The sequence below is a fragment of the Streptomyces manipurensis genome, assembly GCF_049570255.1.
Lineage (GTDB): Bacteria > Actinomycetota > Actinomycetes > Streptomycetales > Streptomycetaceae > Streptomyces > Streptomyces manipurensis.
In genome coordinates this window covers 4,468,274-4,484,636 of the sequence record NZ_CP186950.1, presented here as the reverse complement: position 1 = coordinate 4,484,636, position 16,363 = coordinate 4,468,274, and the positions used below count along the sequence as shown (strand labels likewise).

Below are 16,363 nucleotides of genomic sequence, written 5' to 3'. Positions count from 1 at the left end.
CCTCAGAGCTTCTGGACCGGCGCGTACCGCAGCAGCAGCCGCTTGGGCTTGTCGTCCCCGAAGTCGATGGTGGCCTGCGCGTCCGCACCGGCCCCCTTGACCTCCGTCACCGTGCCGAGCCCGAACTGGTCGTGGGTGACCCGGTCCCCGACCAGCAGGGCGATCACCGGCTTGTCGGCGGCCCGGCGCGTCGCGAACCCGGACGGCCCGGACTTCGTGCGCGACGACGACAGGAACGCCTCGGGCGAGGTGCCGAAGGAGGCCCGACCGCCCGCGGACCCCGAGCCGTATCCGGAGCTGCGCATCGGACCGGCCGGCTTCTGGGCCGCGCCCGTGCGCTTCCAGTGCAGGTACTGGTCGGGGATCTCCTCGAGGAACCGCGACGGCGGGTTGTACGAGGGCGTGCCCCAGGCGCTGCGCATGCTCGACCGGGTCAGGTAGAGCCGCTCGCGCGCCCGGGTGATGCCGACGTACGCGAGGCGGCGCTCCTCCTCCAGCTCCTTCGTCTGGCCCAGCGCGCGCATGTGCGGGAAGACCCCGTCCTCCATGCCGGTCAGGAAGACCACCGGGAACTCCAGGCCCTTGGCGGTGTGCAGGGTCATCAGCGTGATGACCCCGGAGCCGTCCTCGTCCTCGTCGGGGATCTGGTCGGAGTCCGCCACGAGGGCGACCTGCTCCAGGAACTCGGCGAGCGTGCCCGGTCCGGCCGGGGCGGCGCCCTCCGGCGCCTCGGCGGCCGCGGCCTCGCGCGCCTGCTCGAACTCCAGGGCGACCGCGGCGAGTTCCTGGAGGTTCTCGATGCGGGTCTCGTCCTGCGGGTCGGTGGAGGCCTGCAGCTCGGCGAGGTAGCCGGTGCGCTCCAGGACCGCCTCCAGCACGACCGCCGGGCCGGCTCCGGAGTCGACGATCGTGCGGAGCTCCTCCATCAGCACGTTGAAGCGCTTCACCGCGTTGGTCGAGCGGGCGGCCATCCCGAAGGCCTCGTCGACGCGCCGCAGCGCCTGCGGGAAGGTGATCTTCTCGCGCAGCGCGAGGGCGTCGATCATTGCCTCGGCGCGCTCGCCGATGCCGCGCTTGGGCACGTTCAGGATGCGGCGCAGCGGGACGTTGTCCTCCGGGTTGGCGAGGACGCGCAGGTACGCGAGGACGTCGCGGACCTCCTTGCGCTCGTAGAAGCGGACGCCGCCGACGACCTTGTACGGCAGTCCGACCCGGATGAAGATCTCCTCGAACACACGCGACTGGGCGTTGGTCCGGTAGAAGATCGCCACGTCGCCGGCCTTGGCGTCCCCTGCGTCGGTGAGCCGGTCGATCTCGTCGGCGACGAACTGGGCCTCGTCGTGCTCGGTGTCCGCGACGTAGCCGGTGATGACCGCGCCGGTGCCGGCCTCGGTCCAGAGGTTCTTGGCGCGGCGGTTCTCGTTGCGCTCGATGACGGCGTTGGCCGCGGAGAGGATCGTCTGCGTGGAGCGGTAGTTCTGCTCCAGCAGGATCGTCGTCGCGTCCTTGTAGTCCTCCTCGAACTGGAGGATGTTGCGGATGGTCGCGCCGCGGAAGGCGTAGATCGACTGGTCGGCGTCGCCCACCACGCACAGCTCGGCGGGCGGCAGGTCCGGGTAGCCGGTGCCGACCAGCTCGCGCACCAGGGTGTACTGGGCGTGGTTGGTGTCCTGGTACTCGTCCACCAGGACGTGCCGGAAGCGGCGCCGGTAGTGCTCGGCGACGTCCGGGAACGCCTGGAGCAGGTGGACGGTGGTCATGATGATGTCGTCGAAGTCGAGCGCGTTGGCCTCGCGCAGCCGCCCCTGGTACATCGCGTACGCCTGGGCGAGCGTCTTCTCGAAACCGTCGGCAGCCTGGCCGGCGAAGGCGTCCTCGTCGATGAGCTCGTTCTTCAGGTTCGAGATCTTGGCGCTGAAGGACTTGGGCGGGAACTTCTTCGGGTCCAGGTCCAGGTCCCGGCAGACCAGGGCCATCAGGCGCTTGGAGTCGGCCGCGTCGTAGATCGAGAACGAGGAGGTGAAGCCGAGCCTCTTGGACTCGCGGCGCAGGATGCGGACGCACGCGCTGTGGAAGGTGGAGACCCACATGGCGTTCGCGCGCGGGCCGACCAGGCCCTCGACGCGTTCCTTCATCTCACCGGCGGCCTTGTTGGTGAAGGTGATCGCCAGGATCTGGCCGGGGTGGACGTTGCGCGCGGCCAGGAGGTGGCCGATGCGGTGGGTGAGCACCCTGGTCTTGCCGGAGCCGGCACCGGCCACGATGAGCAGCGGGCTGCCCGCGTGCACCACGGCGGCGGCCTGCTGCTCGTTGAGCCCGTCGAGGAGCGTCGCCGGGTCGATGACGGGCTTGGGGGCGCCGTCCCTGTAGTACGCGTCCCCGGTCATGGGCACGTCGAAGTGGCCCCCGAAGAGATCGTCCGCGCCCGCCTCCGGGGCGGGGTGCTCCTCGGGTGGCGGCGGGACCTCGTCGGAGGGGGTGAGGTCCGCCAGGAAGCTGTCGTCAAAGAGGCTGCTCATCGCAAATCCGAGTCTAGGGGGCGGGACCGACAGGCCAGGACGAGTTCCAGGAGACCGGGGAAGCGGAGGTCCAGTTCCTCGCGGCGCAGCGCGAGGTACTGCCTGCGGCCCCGGGGGCTGCGGCGGATCACTCCGCTCTCGCACAGCGTCCTGAGGTGGTGCGTCACGCTCGACCTGGGCAGGTCGGGCACCACCTCGCCGCAGAAGGCCTCCGCTCCGGAGGCGAGCCTGTGGACGATCTCCAGCCGGACGGGGTGCCCGAGGGCCGCCAGGACCTCGGCGAGCTCGATCCGGTCCGCGGCGGGGTGGGTCGGGTCGGCGGCGGGCATGCCCCCACTGTACGCAGATCTCGTAAGGACCCGGCCGGACGGTCCGCGGATCCGTACCGCCGCGACCGCTCCCGGAGCCCGGGAACGATCACCCCGGGGCGCCGCTCGGGCCCGCGGGACGTCCCCGTACGCTCGACGCCATGGACGTACTCATCAATGTCTTCGTCGGCCTGCACATCATCGGGATCGCCTCGCTCCTCGGCGGGTTCCTGACCCAGACGAAGGCGATGAGCGCGGGCACCGCGCGCTTCACGCCCGCCATGCTGCACGGCGCGCTCACCATGCTCCTCACCGGCGTGCTGCTCGTCGGCTTCAACGAGATGGACGGTTCGCCCGTCAACAACGTCAAGGTCGGCGTGAAGCTCGCGATCCTCTTCGTGATCCTCTGCCTGGTCTACGTCAAGCGCGACGAGGAGCGGGTGGACAAGGCGCTGTTCGGCGCGGTCGGCGGGCTGACCGTGATCAACATCTTCATCGCCGTTCTCTGGCACTGACCCGCACCGGAACGATCCGTTCCGGCCTCGGGCGGCCAGCTCCGGTCGCATCGGGGCACTTGCGGTCATCTCGTCATCCCCCCGTTACCTCCGGGTCTAGCGTCCTCCTCCAAGCACCGGCCGAGCACCGGCAGAGGAAAGGACGTGAGGCCCTCGTGGCCAGTCATCGAAAGCCCAGGCAGCGCCCGCTCTCCGGCGGCACCGTACGCACCGCCGCCACCATCGCCCTCGCGGGCGCTGCCACCGCCACTGCCCTCGAAGGCACCTCCCAGGCCGATCCCCGGCCCACCACCGGGCAGATCACCGCCGAGGTGGACCGGCTCTACGAGGAGGCCGAGGCCGCGACCGAGCGGTACAACGGGGCGAAGGAACGGGCCGACGAGGCCGAGCGCGAGCTGACCGGCCTGCGCGAGGAGACCGCCCGCAGGACCGAACAGCTCAACACCGCCCGCGGCGCGCTCGGCACCCTCGCCGCCTCCCAGTACCGCAGCGGTTCCCTGGGCACCGCCGTACAGCTGGCCCTGGCCGACGACCCCCAGGAGTACCTCGCGCAGGCCTCCTTCATCTCCCGGGCCGGGGAACGCAACGCCGCCGGGATCACCAGCGTCCGCCGCAAGCTCGACGAGGTCGGCGCCCTGCGCGAGCGGGCCTCCGGCCGCCTCGCCGACCTCCGCGCCCGCCGGGACGAACTCGCCGGCCACAAGGCGGAGATCGAGGGCAAGCTCGCCGCCGCCAAGCAGCTGCTGGCCAAACTCACCGCCGAGGAACGCGCCGCCTACGAGGCCCAGGCGCCCGGCAACGCCTCCCCCTCCACCGCCGCCCCGGCGGCCGCCCCTCCCCCGGCCCCCGCCGACGGCTCGCGCGCGGCCCGCGCCGTGGCCTTCGCGTACGGGGCCATCGGCAAGCCCTACGTCTGGGGCGCGACCGGCCCCGGCTCCTACGACTGCTCCGGCCTGACCCAGGCGGCCTGGCGCTCGGCCGGTGTCACCCTGCCCCGGACCACCTACACGCAGATCAACGCCGGCCGTCGCGTCGCCCGCGACCAGCTGGCCCCGGGCGACCTGGTGTTCTTCTACTCCGGGGTGACCCACGTCGGCCTCTACGTCGGCAACGGCCAGATGATCCACGCCCCGCGCCCCGGTTCGACGGTCCGCCTGGCCCCGATCGACTCGATGCCCTGGGCCGGCGCGTCCCGTCCCGCGTGAGCCCCGGCCCGGCCCCCTGTGCCGCTACGGCGCCTTGACCACGCCGCTCAGCCAGCCGAAGGTCTGCGGCAGCTGCTTGGACCACGACTCGAGGTTGTGCCCGCCGACGACCTTCTCCGCGTGCACGGTGGTCGGCTTCTGCGCGAGGCCCTTGAGGTCCAGGCCGGACAGGTAGCCGTCCTGCTCCGCGCCCGACAGCCACAGGGAGACGGCGGGCGGGGCCGGCTGCGCCTTGAGGATGTTCTTCAGGTTGTGGGCGGTCCGCGTCTGCGGGTCCTGCGCCACGAGCGAAGTCGGCTCCTGGCCCGGGTCGTTGTAGCCGGACAGCGAGACGGCCGCGCTGTAGCGGTCGGGGTGGGAGATGGCCAGCTTGGCCGCGCAGTAGGCGCCGGCCGAGTAGCCGGCCACGCCCCAGGTGCGGGCCTCGTCCGAGGCGCGGAAGTTGTCGACGACCATCTTGCGGACGTCGACGCTGAACCAGCTGTCCGCGTTGACCTTGCCGGGGAGGTTGGCGCAGCCGGTGTCGCCGTTGCCGAGCAGCATCGCGCGCGGTGAGACCAGGATGAACGGCTGCACCTTGCCGCTCTTCATCAGCGGCTCCAGCACCTCGTGCGCCTTGAGCCCCTGGAACCAGGACTTGCCCGTGCCGGGGATGCCCGGGATCAGCTCGACCACCGGGAACTTCTTGTCCTTGAAGGCGGGGTCGTCGTACTGCGGCGGCAGCCACACCAGGACGTCTCCCCTGACGCCGGATATCTTCCCGTCGAGCTCGGTCTTGCGGACCCGCCCGCCGAGTCCCTCGACGGGCTCGAAGACCTGCTTCACCTTCGGCGCCTCTTCGGCCTTCTTGCCGCCGAGTCCGTCCGGGCCGAGGTCGGGGGCCGCCGTGACGTACGTGCCCGTGCCGAGCAGGTCGCCCCACGAGTTGTAGAAGTGCTCGGCCCTGTTGACCCCGACGAACACCACGGCGACCGCTGTGACCTGCGCGAACGCCAGCATCAGGAAGCGCTGGGCGGTCCGCGCGGCGGCAGGGCCGCGCACCTTGCTCCACACGGCCAGGGGCAGGATGACGGCGATCGCGGTCAGCGCGATCACCGTGGCGAAGAAGGGGGTCCCGGTCAGGCTCATCACGCCACCGTAGAGGGCGGCTCGCCGGGCCCCGGTTGCCGGGTCGACCTGCGGTTTTCGTCACACCGCAGGTCAACGGCGCCCGGTGCGCGACGGGCGGCGGGCCTCAGGTGTCGGATGTCACCCGCACCACGTGCGTCACACCAGCCTGCGGGCGGTCGCCCAGCGGGTCAGCTCGTGCCGGTTCGACAGCTGGAGCTTGCGCAGGACCGCCGAGACGTGCGACTCCACCGTCTTCACCGAGATGAAGAGCTGCTTGGCGATCTCCTTGTACGCGTACCCGCGGGCGATCAGCCGGAGCACCTCGCGCTCGCGCTGGGTGAGCCGGTCCAGGTCCTCGTCCACCGGCGGGGCGTCCGTCGAGGCGAACGCGTCGAGCACGAAGCCCGCCAGCCGCGGCGAGAACACCGCGTCCCCGTCCTGGACCCGGAAGATCGAGTCCACCAGGTCCGTGCCCGTGATCGTCTTCGTGACGTAGCCGCGGGCGCCGCCGCGGATCACCCCGATGACGTCCTCCGCCGCGTCGGACACCGACAGTGCCAGGAACCGCACCGGCCGCTCCGCCGCCGCCATCAGCGGGGCGCAGCGCCGCAGCACCTCGACCCCGCCGCCGCCGGGCAGGTGAACGTCCAGCAGGACCACCTCGGGACGGGTGGCCGTGATGACGGTGACGGCCTGGTCGACGTCGGCGGCCTCGCCGACGACCTCCACGCCGGTGCGACCGGTCTCGCCGATCTCGGCCTGCACGCCCGTACGGAACATCCTGTGGTCGTCCACGAGCACCACCCGGACCTGCCTGGTGGCCCCCGTGCCCGTGTTCTCTCCGGCCTCGGTCATGCCGTGTTCGCCGCCCTCTCCATCTCCAGCTCGACTTCCGTGCCGCCGTCGGGCGCGGACCGCAGTCGTGCCGTCCCGCCGTTGCGCTGCATCCGGCCGATGATCGATTCTCGTACGCCCATGCGGTCGTCGGGTACCGCGTCGATGTCGAAGCCCGGTCCCCGGTCCCGTACGGACACGAAGACGGTCTGCCCCTCCACCTCCGCGTACACCTGCACCGGCCCTCCCTCGCCACCGTACTTGGCGGCGTTGACCATCGCCTCGCGCGCGGCCTGGATCTGCGCCCCCAGCCTCTCGTCGAGCGCGCAGTCGCCGACCACGACGACCTCGATGGGCACTCCGTGGTGGTCCTCCACCTCGGCCGCGGTCTTCTTCACCGCCTCGGCCAGGCTGTCCGGTTCCTCCGCCTCGTCCTTGCCGGTGCCCTCGGGCTTGTAGAGCCAGTTGCGCAGCTCGCGCTCCTGGGCGCGGGCGAGCCGGCGGACCTCGCCGGCGTCCTCCGCGTTGCGCTGGATCAGGGTGAGGGTGTGCAGCACCGAGTCGTGGACGTGGGCGGCGACCTCGGCGCGCTCCTGGGCGCGGATGCGCATGAGCCGCTCCTCGGAGAGGTCCTGGGTCATCCGGATCAGCCAGGGTCCGGCGAGCAGGGCGACGCCGACGAGGACGGCGAGGGTGGCGGTCAGGACGTTGCCGAGCTGGGCCGCGGAGCCCCGGACGACGATGAAGACGGTGAGGCCCACCCCGACCAGGACGACCCCGGCGAGCGCGCGGGCCGCCTGGAAGAGCCGTCCGTACCGCCCGGGCGAGGACTTCCAGTGGTCCCGGCGGGCGTTGTCCGCCTGCCGCCACACGAGCACGACCCCGGCGCCGACCAGCAGCGTCGGCCACACGTACCGGCCGGACGCGCCGCCGACCTGCACCTTGGAGATGAAGATGCCCGCGCCGACGAACAGCGCGATCAGCGCGGTGATCTGGCCGCGGTCCGGCTTGCGCAGGCGGCGGGTGCCGTCGGGGAGGACCTCGAAGTAGGAGCGGTGCCCGGCCCGGCCGCCGACGCCGAGCGGGACGAACACCCAGAACGCGGCGTACAGCAGCACGCCCAGCCCGTCGCCCCACATGAACAGCAGCAGGAACGCCAGCCGTACCCAGCCCACGGGGAGCCCGAGGTGCCCGGCGAGCCCGCGCGCGACACCGCCGAGCATGCGGCCGTCGACGCTCCGGTAGAGCTTGCGCTGCGGCGGGTCGTCGGTGTCCGGGGCGTGCGGGGCGCGGGGCGCGGCGGCTACGGGCATGTCACCAAGGTTCACACGCGCGGCCGTGGTGCGGCATCAGGGCATCCCCCCAGTTCCGGCCCGCGGATATCAGGGTTGTCCCAGGGTCGGGCCGGATACGGGCCGCGGCCGCGGCCCGTCACCATGGACGCATGACCGAAGTACACGACGCCCCGCCGGCCGGCCCCGGGGCACCGCAGGCCGCCGCAGCGGCCCGGCCGCCCCTGCGGCGCAGCAAGCGCGACAAGGTCCTCGCGGGCGTGTGCGGAGGCCTCGGCCGGTACTTCGACCTGGACCCCGTGGTCTTCCGGGTCGTCCTCGGTGTCCTCGCGGTCACCGGCGGCGTCGGCCTGATCTTCTACGGGTTCGCCTGGCTGCTGCTGGCGCAGGACGGCGAGGAGGACAGCGAGGCGAAGAGGCTGCTGACGGGCCGGGTCGAGGGGGCGACGCTGGCCGCGGTGTTCACCGCCCTGGTGGGCTGCGCGCTGTTCCTGTCGATGCTGGACAACGGCGCGCTGGCGGTGTTCTCGGTCCTGGTGGTCCTCGCGCTCGGCGGCGCCTCCTACTGGTCGCAGCGGCGGCGGCTGGCCTCCGGCCCGGACGCGGAGGCCGAGGCCCCGGCCGGCGGCACGCAGCGCGCGGCGCACCCGCCGGCCCCGCCGGAGACCCAGGCCCCGCCCTCCCCGGGGGGCCCGTCCTGGTGGCGGGACCCGCTGGTCAAGGACGGTACGACGGGCCCGGTCGGGTCCACGGGCTATCTGTGGGGTCCCGAGGAGGCCGCCGTACCGGAGGCCGGGGGCGGCCCGCGGAAGACCGAGCGGCGGCCGGACGGGCCGGTGCGGCAGCGGGGCGGCGGCATCGGGGGCCGGGTGTTCGTGCTGGCGCTGCTCGCCGGCGCGGCGGGCACGGCCGCCGACTGGGAGGGCAGCCCGCTGGGCGAGGCCCTGCAGACGGGGCTGGCCGCCGCGCTGGTCGTCTTCGGTCTGGGCCTCGCGGTGAGCTCGCTGATGGGCCGTACCGGTTTCGGCACGGTGGTGCTGGCCGTGTTCACGTCGGGGCTGCTCGCGGGCGCCGCGGTGCTGCCGCGGGAGATCGGGACGGACTGGCGGGAGGTCGAGTGGCGGCCGGCCGCGGTGGCCCAGGTGCGGCCGGTGTACGAGGCGGGCACCGGGCTCGCGACCCTGGACCTGAGCGGTCTGGACGTGCCGAAGGGGACCACGGTGCCCGTCGGGGCCTCCATCGAGGCGGGCCGGCTCAAGGTGATCCTGCCGCGGGAGGTCACCGCGCGGGCCGACATCACCATCCGGCGGCTGGGCGACGTACAGCTGCCCGGGGATTACGCCGGCCGGATCGAGCAGCCCGGCCGGCAGCACCGCACGGCGACCCTCGCGCCGGACGCCGGCGTGGAGGCGGGCGGCACGATCGAACTGGACCTGAGCGCGGGTCTCGGACAGGTGGAGGTGGCCCGTGCGGCGTCATGAGTTCCAGCCGGGACGGCTGATCGCGGGGCTGGTCCTGCTGCTGGCGGGCGTGCTCTACCTGCTCGACACCACCGGTGAGGCGGACGTGCCGTGGTACGCGGTCGTCCCGATCACCATGGGCGGGCTCTCCCTGGCGGCGCTGGTGGGCCTGGTCACCTACGCCGTGCGGCGCGACCGGCGCGACCGGATCGCGGAGTCCAGCGACAGGTAGGGCGCACCGGCGAGGACCAGCGGGGTCCAGGCCATCAGGTAGATGAGGTCGTTGCCGTAGTAGTACGGGGTCACCGCCCACGAGACCGTGAGCCAGAGGCTGAGCGAGATCAGGGCTCCGCCGAGGGCCGCGGTCCGGGAGAGCAGCCCGGCCAGGGTGCCCAGGCCCACCAGGACCTCGGCGACGGCGAGGAACACGGCGAAGCCGACGGGGGACGCCAGGGAGAGGTCCACCAGGGCGGGGACGGCGGAGGTGTCGCGCACCCCGCGCATCAGGTCGCCGATGGAGCCCTCGCCGGAGGAGGAGAGGAACGCGGGGTCGAAGAGCTTGTCCAGGCCCGCGTAGACGAAGGTCACGCCGAGGAAGAGCCGCAGGGGGAGCAGGTGGTACCGGGCAGCCTGGTCACGCAGCCCGCGCGGTACGTCGGTCCGGGGAGGTGCTTCGGTTCTGGTCACGGACCATGTCTACCCCGATCATTCGGCAACGTCGATGGTGCATCTGTTGGATTCCACTCCGGCGGCCGTGACCACCTGGACCTCCACGCGGCCCGGTTCCACTTCGGCCGGGACCGGCACCGTCAGCACGGCGTCGGAGGGGTTGCTGAAGCCTCCGGGCACCGGCACCAGCGGGACGTGCACGTGCACCGCGCCGATCCGCACCACGATCCGGGCGAGCATCTCGGGCGTCTGCGCTCCCGGCGGGACGAAGCCGACGCCGCGGATCTCGATGTCGTCCCCGGGCCGGACGGCGGAGTCCAGGCCGCCGGGCTCCCGCCTGCGGACCACCGACAGCACCAGCGGGCGGTTCCCCTCGGCGTACTTGGCCGCCAGGTACACCGCCGCGGACAGCGCCACCAGCAGGGCCAGCGCCCACGGCAGCTGCGGCAGCCGGGCCGGGAAGCGGGCCAGCGAGGCCGCCGCGTAGACCAGCACGGCGGTGGAGACGAGGACGTACTGCGCGTCGGGGAAGCTGCCGCGGCCCGCGTCGTCGGTGAGCAGGTCCGCTCCGCGCGGCCGGTCGGCGGGGAGCTTCTGCAGCCGCTGCCCCATGATCCGTACGGAGACCACGCGGCGGACGAGCACCGCCACGGCCGAGGTGAGCGCGACCACCGCCAGCAGGGGCAGCGCCCGCTCCAGGGCGAGGCCCGCGTACAGGGCCTGCCGCTCGGGCCCGGGCGTCGAGGCCGCCAGCCGCAGCGCGGGCAGCAGCGTCGCGAAGGCCGTCAGCAGCACCCAGGTGCCGGGCACGGCCTTGGAGGTGGACAGCCGGTTGTCCTCGCCGATCAGCGGGGCCAGGAGACCGCCGCGCACCGACTGGGCCCGGGCGGCGAAGGTGAGCAGTCCGGCGAGGAGCAGGGCCGCCAGCAGTCCCGCGGTGCGCGCGGTGGACCAGCCGGTGCCCAGGGCCGCGGCGACCTGGATCACGAGGAGGACCCCGGCGGCGATCCACACCGCGAGGACGGCCCGCCGGGAGAACACGTACAGCCAGGTGTTGCCGGCCTCCCGGCCGCGGTCGGCGACGTGGCGCGCGGACAGGGTCAGCTCGTCGGACACCCACTGGCGGGAGGCGCCGAGGGAGTGGGCGACGGCGGAGGGCACGCCCTGGCCGGAAGCGAACTCGTCGCGCTTCTCCAGGAAGGCGGCGACCGCTCGGCGGTGCCCTTCGCGCGCGCACTCCTCGCAGGCACAGGCAGTGGTGTGCGTGCCGCGGGACATCTCTTGGACAGCCACGTACGTGCCGCCTCTCTGAACTACGGGGCAATGCCAGCGAATTGTGCACCACTGCGGCAGTGCTCCGGATTGCGCACGATGTCAGAGCAGGTGATTAACGGTTCATGATGTTGACGCCACCGTCTGCCACAGGGGCTGGAAGCTCACCCAGGCGGCCAGGTCGCCGCCGAACCGCTCGCGCGCGGCCACGGCAGCTCGGTGGTCGATGAGCACGGGCTTCCCGGCCGCCCGGGCGATCAGCTGGACCTGCGCCGCGCGCTCGGCCGCGACGAACCACCAGGCGGCCGCGTCGACCGAGGCTCCCACCGTCAGCAGTCCGCGGTTGCGCAGGAGCAGCGCCTTGTACGGGCCGAGCGCGCGGCCGATCCGCTCACCGTCCTCCGCACCGGTGTACTCGTCGAGCAGCGCGTGGTCCTCGTAGAAGGCGCACGCCTCGTGGGTGACGGGTGCCAGCAGCTCGCCGAGGCAGGACAGGGCCCGCCCGTACGGCGCGTGCGTGCGGACGACGGCGACCGTCTCGGGGCGGGCCCGGTGCACGGCCGCGTGCACGGCGAAGGCCAGCTCGTTGACCCGCCGTCCGCCGCGGAGCACCCGACCGTCGCCGTCGACGAGCAGGAGGTCCTCGGGGCCGAGGCCGGCGAAGGCGCGGCCGAAGGGGTTCACCCAGTAGCAGTCCTCGAACTCCGGGTCGCGGGCGCTGATGTGTCCGGCGACCCCGTCCTCGTAGCCGAGGCGCGCGAACAGCCGCAGCGCGCCGGCGAGCCGCTCCTTGCGGTGCGCGCGCTCCTCCCCGGCGGTGCCGTGCACGGGCGGCAGCTCCAGGCGCAGCCGGTCCACCGGCACCGGGCCGGGCCGTGCGCCCGGCGTCCCCGTCTCCTCGGACATCGCCCGCCCTCCTCCGGTCCGGCTCCGCCGCCGTCGGCGCACGGTACTCGGCGCCGCGCGAGGAGAACAGGGCCGCGCACGGGGCGAAGACGACGGCGCCGCCGCCCGGAAGGACCGGGCGGCGGCACCGTCACCGGGGCGGGGCCCCTGTCACTCCCATTCGATGGTGCCCGGGGGCTTGCTCGTGCAGTCCAGGACCACACGGTTCACCTCCGGCACCTCGTTGGTGATGCGGGTGGAGATCCGCGCGAGGACCTCGTACGGCATGCGCGTCCAGTCCGCGGTCATCGCGTCCTCGGAGGAGACGGGGCGCAGCACGATGGGGTGGCCGTAGGTGCGGCCGTCGCCCTGGACGCCGACGCTGCGGACGTCGGCGAGGAGCACCACCGGGCACTGCCAGATCTCACGGTCGAGACCGGCGGCGCTCAGCTCGTGGCGGGCGATGGCGTCGGCCTCGCGCAGCAGGTCCAGGCGCTCCTTGGTGACCTCGCCGACGATGCGGATGCCGAGGCCGGGGCCGGGGAACGGCTGGCGCTGGACGATCTCCTCGGGCAGGCCGAGCTCCTGGCCGACCATCCGGACCTCGTCCTTGAACAGCTGGCGCAGCGGCTCGACGAGCTCGAACTCGATGTCGTCGGGGAGCCCGCCCACGTTGTGGTGGGACTTGATGTTCGCGGTGCCGGTGCCGCCGCCGGACTCGACGACGTCCGGGTACAGGGTGCCCTGCACCAGGAAGGCCACGTCCGCGCCGCCCTCGGCGATGATCTCCGCCTGCGCCTGCTCGAAGACGCGGATGAACTCACGGCCGATGATCTTGCGCTTGGTCTCCGGGTCGGAGACCCCGGCGAGCGCGGTCAGGAAGCGCTCCTCGGCGTCGACGACCTTCAACTGCACGCCGGTCGCGGCCACGAAGTCCTTCTCGACCTGCTCGGTCTCGCCCTTGCGCATCAGACCGTGGTCGACGTACACGCAGGTGAGCTGGGAGCCGATGGCCTTCTGGACGAGGGCCGCGGCGACCGCGGAGTCGACGCCACCGGACAGGCCGCAGATGGCGCGCTTGTCGCCGACCTGCGCCTTGATGGCCGCGACCTGCTCCTCGACGATGTTGCCGGTGGTCCAGGTGGGGGCCAGTCCGGCACCGCGGTAGAGGAAGTGCTCCAGGATCTGCTGGCCGTGCGTGGAGTGCATCACCTCGGGGTGGTACTGCACGCCGTACAGCTTCTTCTCGTCGTTCTCGAAGGCCGCCACGGGAACGACGTTCGTCGACGCGGTGACGGTGAAGCCCTCCGGGGCGGCGGAGCAGGCGTCGCCGTGGGACATCCACACCGACTGGTTCTCCGGGGTGCCCTCGAAGAGGGTGGAGCCGACCTTGGAGACGTGCAGCGGGGTGCGGCCGTACTCGCGGGCGCCGGTGTTGTCGACGGTGCCGCCGAGGGTGACGGCCATCAGCTGGAAGCCGTAGCACATGCCGAAGACGGGGACGCCGGCCTCGAAGATCGCACGGTCCAGCTGCGGGGCACCCTCCTCGTAGACGGAGGACGGACCGCCGGAGAGGATGATCGCCTTGGGGCTCTTGGCCAGCATCTCGTCGACGGGCATCGAGCTCGGCACGATCTCGCTGTAGACCCGTGCCTCGCGGACGCGGCGGGCGATGAGCTGGGCGTACTGGGCGCCGAAGTCGACGACGAGAACCGTGTCCGGGGCGCTGTCGTGGGCGGCGGAGGGTGCTTCTGGCACGGGGCGGCCTTCCGGCGGAAGAGGTGGCTGTTTTGTCGATTCTAACGGGGGACGCCGGGGCCCTTTCGTCTCACCATCCGAATCGGGTTGGCACGGACGGGGACGTACGGACATAATCCGTTCCGTGCGCAAGCAGCTGAGCTTCCTCTTTACCTATGGCACCGGCCGGTCCGGTCGCCATGGGTCATCGTGATGCTCGCCTGAGCCGCTGACTTCCCAGAGCGCCCCGGTCCGACAGGACCGGGGCGCTCTGCGTCTTCCCGGACCTGCGGGCCCACCCCCGACAGGAGAGAAGACCATGAGCACGACCACCACCACCGCGCCCGAGCAGCTGATCGCCGAGTCCCGCACGCGCATCGACGCCATCGACGACCGGATCATCGGACTGATCCAGGAGCGGATGGCCGTCTCGACGGTCATCCAGGACGCGCGCATCGCCTCCGGCGGGCGCCGGGTGCACCTCTCACGGGAGATGGAGGTGCTGTCCCATTGGAGCGACGCGCTCGGCAAGCCGGGCACCTCGCTCGCCATGACCCTGCTGGAGCTGTGCCGGGGCCGGGTGTGACGGCTGTTCGTCACTCGTCCGGACCGTGACCGGCCCCGGGGCCCTTCGTTGGTGAGGATGTCCGCGACAGCCAGCCGCGGGACCGCAACACCACGCGTGGCTCCGCCGGAGCGATGAGACGCACGCCCCTCGTGGCGCGCGCGTCGTGGGACCTCGCTCCCTCGCGTGACCGGACGGCAGGGGACAGCAGCCCGGTCACCCCGTAAGGACGGCCGGCCCCGGGGACGCCCCGGGCCGGCCGTTCTGCGTTCTGCGTTCTGCGTTCTGCGTTCTGCCACCGCGTACGGGGCGCGTGCGCACGCCCCGTACACCGTCAGGCGTGGCTGCCGTTCCTGCGGCGGAAGGCCAGCACGAGCCCGCCGCCGGCGGCCACCAGCAGCACCGCGCCGCCGAGCGCCAGCGGTCCGACCGAGGAGCCGGTGGAGGCCAGGTCGCCGCCCTGCCCGGTGCCGGAGGAGGAGGCGGTGGGCGTGGCCGCGGCCGTCGAGGCGGAGGCGCTGGGCGACGCGGAGACCGTGGCGGTCGGGGTCGCCGTCGCGGTCGCGGTCGGCGTGGGACCGGTCTTGCCGTTGATCACGACCTGCGCCTTGTCGTTGGAGTGGTTCGGGTCCCACTCCTGACCCCGGGTGCCCTGCGGCGTCCACTGGCCCACCGAGACCGAGCCCGCGGCGTCCGTCACCGCCTCCTCGATCTTCAGCTCGAACGGGTAGCCGACCTTCTCCTTCTCCCCCACCACATGGCCGGTGGAGCAGAAGTAGCGCGGGGCGCCCAGGCTCTGCTCGCGGGTGCTGCCGTCGGCGTTGACCCCGCGGCAGCCCGCCGGCACCTTGGTGACCCGCGCACCGGGCGGGACGACGAAGTCCGTGCGGGCGACGGACTCGCCGGAACGCAGGTAGGCCACCCACGCCGGGCCGTTGTTGCGGAAGCCGAGGTCGGCCTTGACCGTGTCGCCGACCTTGCCGCCGAGGGACAGCGCACCGGCCACGAGGTCGGCGCTGTTCCTGGTCCTGAAGTCGAACTCCTGGAGGTTGTTCCACGGGTCGAGGTCCACCGACCGCGCCCCGGCCTTGGCCGGGCGGGCCTGCGTGGTCAGCATCCTGCCGCCGGCCGGCTTGCGCGTCTTCTCCGTCTTCGGCTGGTGGCCGCTCGCGTAGACCGCGTACGTCAGCGAGTCGATGAAGGCGTGCGGGGCCGCCTTCAGGGTCAGCGAACCGTCGAGGCCGTACACGGCCCCGGCCAGGTACTCGCCCTCCAGCAGGCACTGCACGGTGCTCCAGCCGGCGTTCCACGGCTGGTCCTGGACCGGGTCCTCGGAGTAGGAGCAGTTGTCGTACTGCTCGACCAGGCCGATGCCGTGGGTGGTGCGGATCTCCAGCACGACGCCGTGGACGGACTGCGTGCCCTCGTTCGCGAAGACGACCGACAGCGCCTGCTTGTCGCCCGGCTTCTGCTCCGTCGTGAGCCGGGCGCGCTCCATCACCAGGTCGGGGCCGCCGACCCGCACCGTGGTGGTCACCGGCCTGAAGGTGGCTCCCTGCGCCGTGCCGGTCAGTGTCAGGGCCGCGGTCGCGCCGACCGTGCTGCCCTTGGCCGCGCTGAGGTCCAGGTCCACGACCGTGGTCTCGCCCCGCCACAGCGCCGGGCGCTTGCAGGTGACGGTGGCCGCGGTGAGCGCGCAGTCCGAGCCCTGGTGCTCGCCGAGCGCGACGTCGGCGACGCCCTTGAGGGGCGCGAGGTCGATCGTGAAGGTGCTCTCCCGGTCGAACGCCGCCGCCGATTCGTTGACCAGGCGGAACTCGACCGAGGTCTTCTGCGGTTCGGCGCCCTGGCCCGGGTGCGGGCGCAGTCCGGTCTCGGCCGGTCCGGCCAGGGTGAAGACGGGGTCCGCGGCGTGCGCGGGAGCGGCGGCGAGCCCCAGGGCGACGAGGCCGCAGGCAGCCAGCAAGGAGATGCGCTTTCTCATACAGCGTT

15 protein-coding genes are annotated in these 16,363 nt (G+C 72.7%); 5 read left to right on the top strand and 10 right to left on the bottom strand.

What is annotated here, in order from left to right:
• Nucleotides 1–2 precede the first annotated feature (2 nt).
• Together pcrA and ACPU2J_RS20870 are read right to left on the bottom strand one after the other, a co-directional pair.
• On the bottom strand, nucleotides 3–2,519 hold the full coding sequence (gene pcrA, locus ACPU2J_RS20875; RefSeq protein WP_399310097.1) for a DNA helicase PcrA: 2,517 nt from the start codon (nucleotides 2,517–2,519) through the stop codon (nucleotides 3–5).
• Nucleotides 2,516–2,848 (bottom strand): ArsR/SmtB family transcription factor, encoded by a 333-nt coding sequence (locus tag ACPU2J_RS20870; RefSeq protein WP_420079856.1) that lies wholly within the window; start codon nucleotides 2,846–2,848, stop codon nucleotides 2,516–2,518. The genes pcrA and ACPU2J_RS20870 overlap by 4 nt, the downstream gene beginning before the upstream one ends.
• A 140-nt stretch (nucleotides 2,849–2,988) precedes the next feature.
• Between ACPU2J_RS20870 and ACPU2J_RS20865 the strand changes: the two genes are divergently transcribed.
• Both ACPU2J_RS20865 and ACPU2J_RS20860 read left to right on the top strand, forming a co-directional pair.
• A complete protein-coding gene (locus tag ACPU2J_RS20865) occupies nucleotides 2,989–3,342 on the top strand; it encodes a hypothetical protein (RefSeq protein ID WP_361590991.1) in 354 nt (117 codons plus the stop codon).
• A gap of 155 nt (nucleotides 3,343–3,497) precedes the next feature.
• Entirely contained in the window at nucleotides 3,498–4,547 is a 1,050-nt protein-coding gene (locus tag ACPU2J_RS20860) for a C40 family peptidase (protein ID WP_420079857.1), read from the top strand.
• Between the two features lie 24 nt (nucleotides 4,548–4,571).
• Here ACPU2J_RS20860 and ACPU2J_RS20855 read toward each other — a convergent pair whose 3' ends face one another.
• The 3 genes from ACPU2J_RS20855 to ACPU2J_RS20845 all read right to left on the bottom strand — a co-directional run bounded on the left by ACPU2J_RS20855 (nucleotide 4,572) and on the right by ACPU2J_RS20845 (nucleotide 7,804).
• Entirely contained in the window at nucleotides 4,572–5,675 is a 1,104-nt protein-coding gene (locus ACPU2J_RS20855; protein ID WP_365070024.1) for an alpha/beta hydrolase, read from the bottom strand.
• Nucleotides 5,676–5,813: 138 nt separating this feature from the next.
• The gene (locus ACPU2J_RS20850; RefSeq protein ID WP_365070027.1) at nucleotides 5,814–6,512 is read right to left on the bottom strand and encodes a response regulator transcription factor; all 699 of its coding nucleotides are present in this window, start codon (nucleotides 6,510–6,512) and stop codon (nucleotides 5,814–5,816) included.
• Complete coding sequence (locus tag ACPU2J_RS20845; protein ID WP_423833801.1) at nucleotides 6,509–7,804, bottom strand: PspC domain-containing protein; 1,296 nt, start codon at nucleotides 7,802–7,804, stop codon at nucleotides 6,509–6,511. Before ACPU2J_RS20845 ends, ACPU2J_RS20850 begins: the two co-directional genes overlap by 4 nt.
• Before the next feature lie 131 nt (nucleotides 7,805–7,935).
• Between ACPU2J_RS20845 and ACPU2J_RS20840 the strand changes: the two genes are divergently transcribed.
• Together ACPU2J_RS20840 and ACPU2J_RS20835 are read left to right on the top strand one after the other, a co-directional pair.
• Complete coding sequence (locus ACPU2J_RS20840) at nucleotides 7,936–9,264, top strand: PspC domain-containing protein (protein WP_423833800.1); 1,329 nt, start codon at nucleotides 7,936–7,938, stop codon at nucleotides 9,262–9,264.
• On the top strand, nucleotides 9,251–9,475 hold the full coding sequence (locus ACPU2J_RS20835) for a hypothetical protein (protein WP_361591002.1): 225 nt from the start codon (nucleotides 9,251–9,253) through the stop codon (nucleotides 9,473–9,475). Before ACPU2J_RS20840 ends, ACPU2J_RS20835 begins: the two co-directional genes overlap by 14 nt.
• On the opposite strand, the gene ACPU2J_RS20830 is transcribed toward ACPU2J_RS20835, so the two are convergent.
• From ACPU2J_RS20830 to guaA, 4 genes are all read right to left on the bottom strand, one after another.
• Entirely contained in the window at nucleotides 9,421–9,930 is a 510-nt protein-coding gene (locus ACPU2J_RS20830; protein ID WP_420079860.1) for a DoxX family protein, read from the bottom strand. The two genes, ACPU2J_RS20835 and ACPU2J_RS20830, sit on opposite strands and share 55 nt — an antisense overlap.
• An 18-nt stretch (nucleotides 9,931–9,948) precedes the next feature.
• Complete coding sequence (locus tag ACPU2J_RS20825; protein ID WP_420079861.1) at nucleotides 9,949–11,205, bottom strand: hypothetical protein; 1,257 nt, start codon at nucleotides 11,203–11,205, stop codon at nucleotides 9,949–9,951.
• A gap of 102 nt (nucleotides 11,206–11,307) precedes the next feature.
• Nucleotides 11,308–12,090, bottom strand: coding sequence for a class II aldolase/adducin family protein (locus ACPU2J_RS20820; protein ID WP_420079862.1), 783 nt, complete (start codon nucleotides 12,088–12,090; stop codon nucleotides 11,308–11,310).
• A gap of 150 nt (nucleotides 12,091–12,240) precedes the next feature.
• The gene (guaA, locus tag ACPU2J_RS20815; protein WP_423833799.1) at nucleotides 12,241–13,827 is read right to left on the bottom strand and encodes a glutamine-hydrolyzing GMP synthase; all 1,587 of its coding nucleotides are present in this window, start codon (nucleotides 13,825–13,827) and stop codon (nucleotides 12,241–12,243) included.
• Between the two features lie 298 nt (nucleotides 13,828–14,125).
• On the opposite strand from guaA, the gene ACPU2J_RS20810 reads away from it, so the two are divergent.
• On the top strand, nucleotides 14,126–14,392 hold the full coding sequence (locus ACPU2J_RS20810) for a chorismate mutase (protein WP_361591010.1): 267 nt from the start codon (nucleotides 14,126–14,128) through the stop codon (nucleotides 14,390–14,392).
• A gap of 313 nt (nucleotides 14,393–14,705) precedes the next feature.
• On the opposite strand, the gene ACPU2J_RS20805 is transcribed toward ACPU2J_RS20810, so the two are convergent.
• Nucleotides 14,706–16,355 carry an LPXTG cell wall anchor domain-containing protein gene (locus tag ACPU2J_RS20805; RefSeq protein ID WP_423833798.1) on the bottom strand — a complete coding sequence of 550 codons (1,650 nt, stop codon included), beginning with the start codon at nucleotides 16,353–16,355 and terminating at the stop codon, nucleotides 14,706–14,708.
• Nucleotides 16,356–16,363: the final 8 nt, after the last annotated feature.

Coding starts and splice junctions, on each gene's coding strand:
- pcrA (WP_399310097.1), bottom strand. CDS start 2,519: ATGAGCAGCCTCTTTGACGACAGCTTCCTGGCGGACCTCACCCCCTCC.
- ACPU2J_RS20840 (WP_423833800.1), top strand. CDS start 7,936: ATGACCGAAGTACACGACGCCCCGCCGGCCGGCCCCGGGGCACCGCAG.
- ACPU2J_RS20805 (WP_423833798.1), bottom strand. CDS start 16,355: ATGAGAAAGCGCATCTCCTTGCTGGCTGCCTGCGGCCTCGTCGCCCTG.
- ACPU2J_RS20820 (WP_420079862.1), bottom strand. CDS start 12,090: ATGTCCGAGGAGACGGGGACGCCGGGCGCACGGCCCGGCCCGGTGCCG.
- ACPU2J_RS20865 (WP_361590991.1), top strand. CDS start 2,989: ATGGACGTACTCATCAATGTCTTCGTCGGCCTGCACATCATCGGGATC.
- ACPU2J_RS20845 (WP_423833801.1), bottom strand. CDS start 7,804: ATGCCCGTAGCCGCCGCGCCCCGCGCCCCGCACGCCCCGGACACCGAC.
- ACPU2J_RS20855 (WP_365070024.1), bottom strand. CDS start 5,675: ATGAGCCTGACCGGGACCCCCTTCTTCGCCACGGTGATCGCGCTGACC.
- ACPU2J_RS20810 (WP_361591010.1), top strand. CDS start 14,126: ATGAGCACGACCACCACCACCGCGCCCGAGCAGCTGATCGCCGAGTCC.
- ACPU2J_RS20850 (WP_365070027.1), bottom strand. CDS start 6,512: ATGACCGAGGCCGGAGAGAACACGGGCACGGGGGCCACCAGGCAGGTC.
- ACPU2J_RS20870 (WP_420079856.1), bottom strand. CDS start 2,848: ATGCCCGCCGCCGACCCGACCCACCCCGCCGCGGACCGGATCGAGCTC.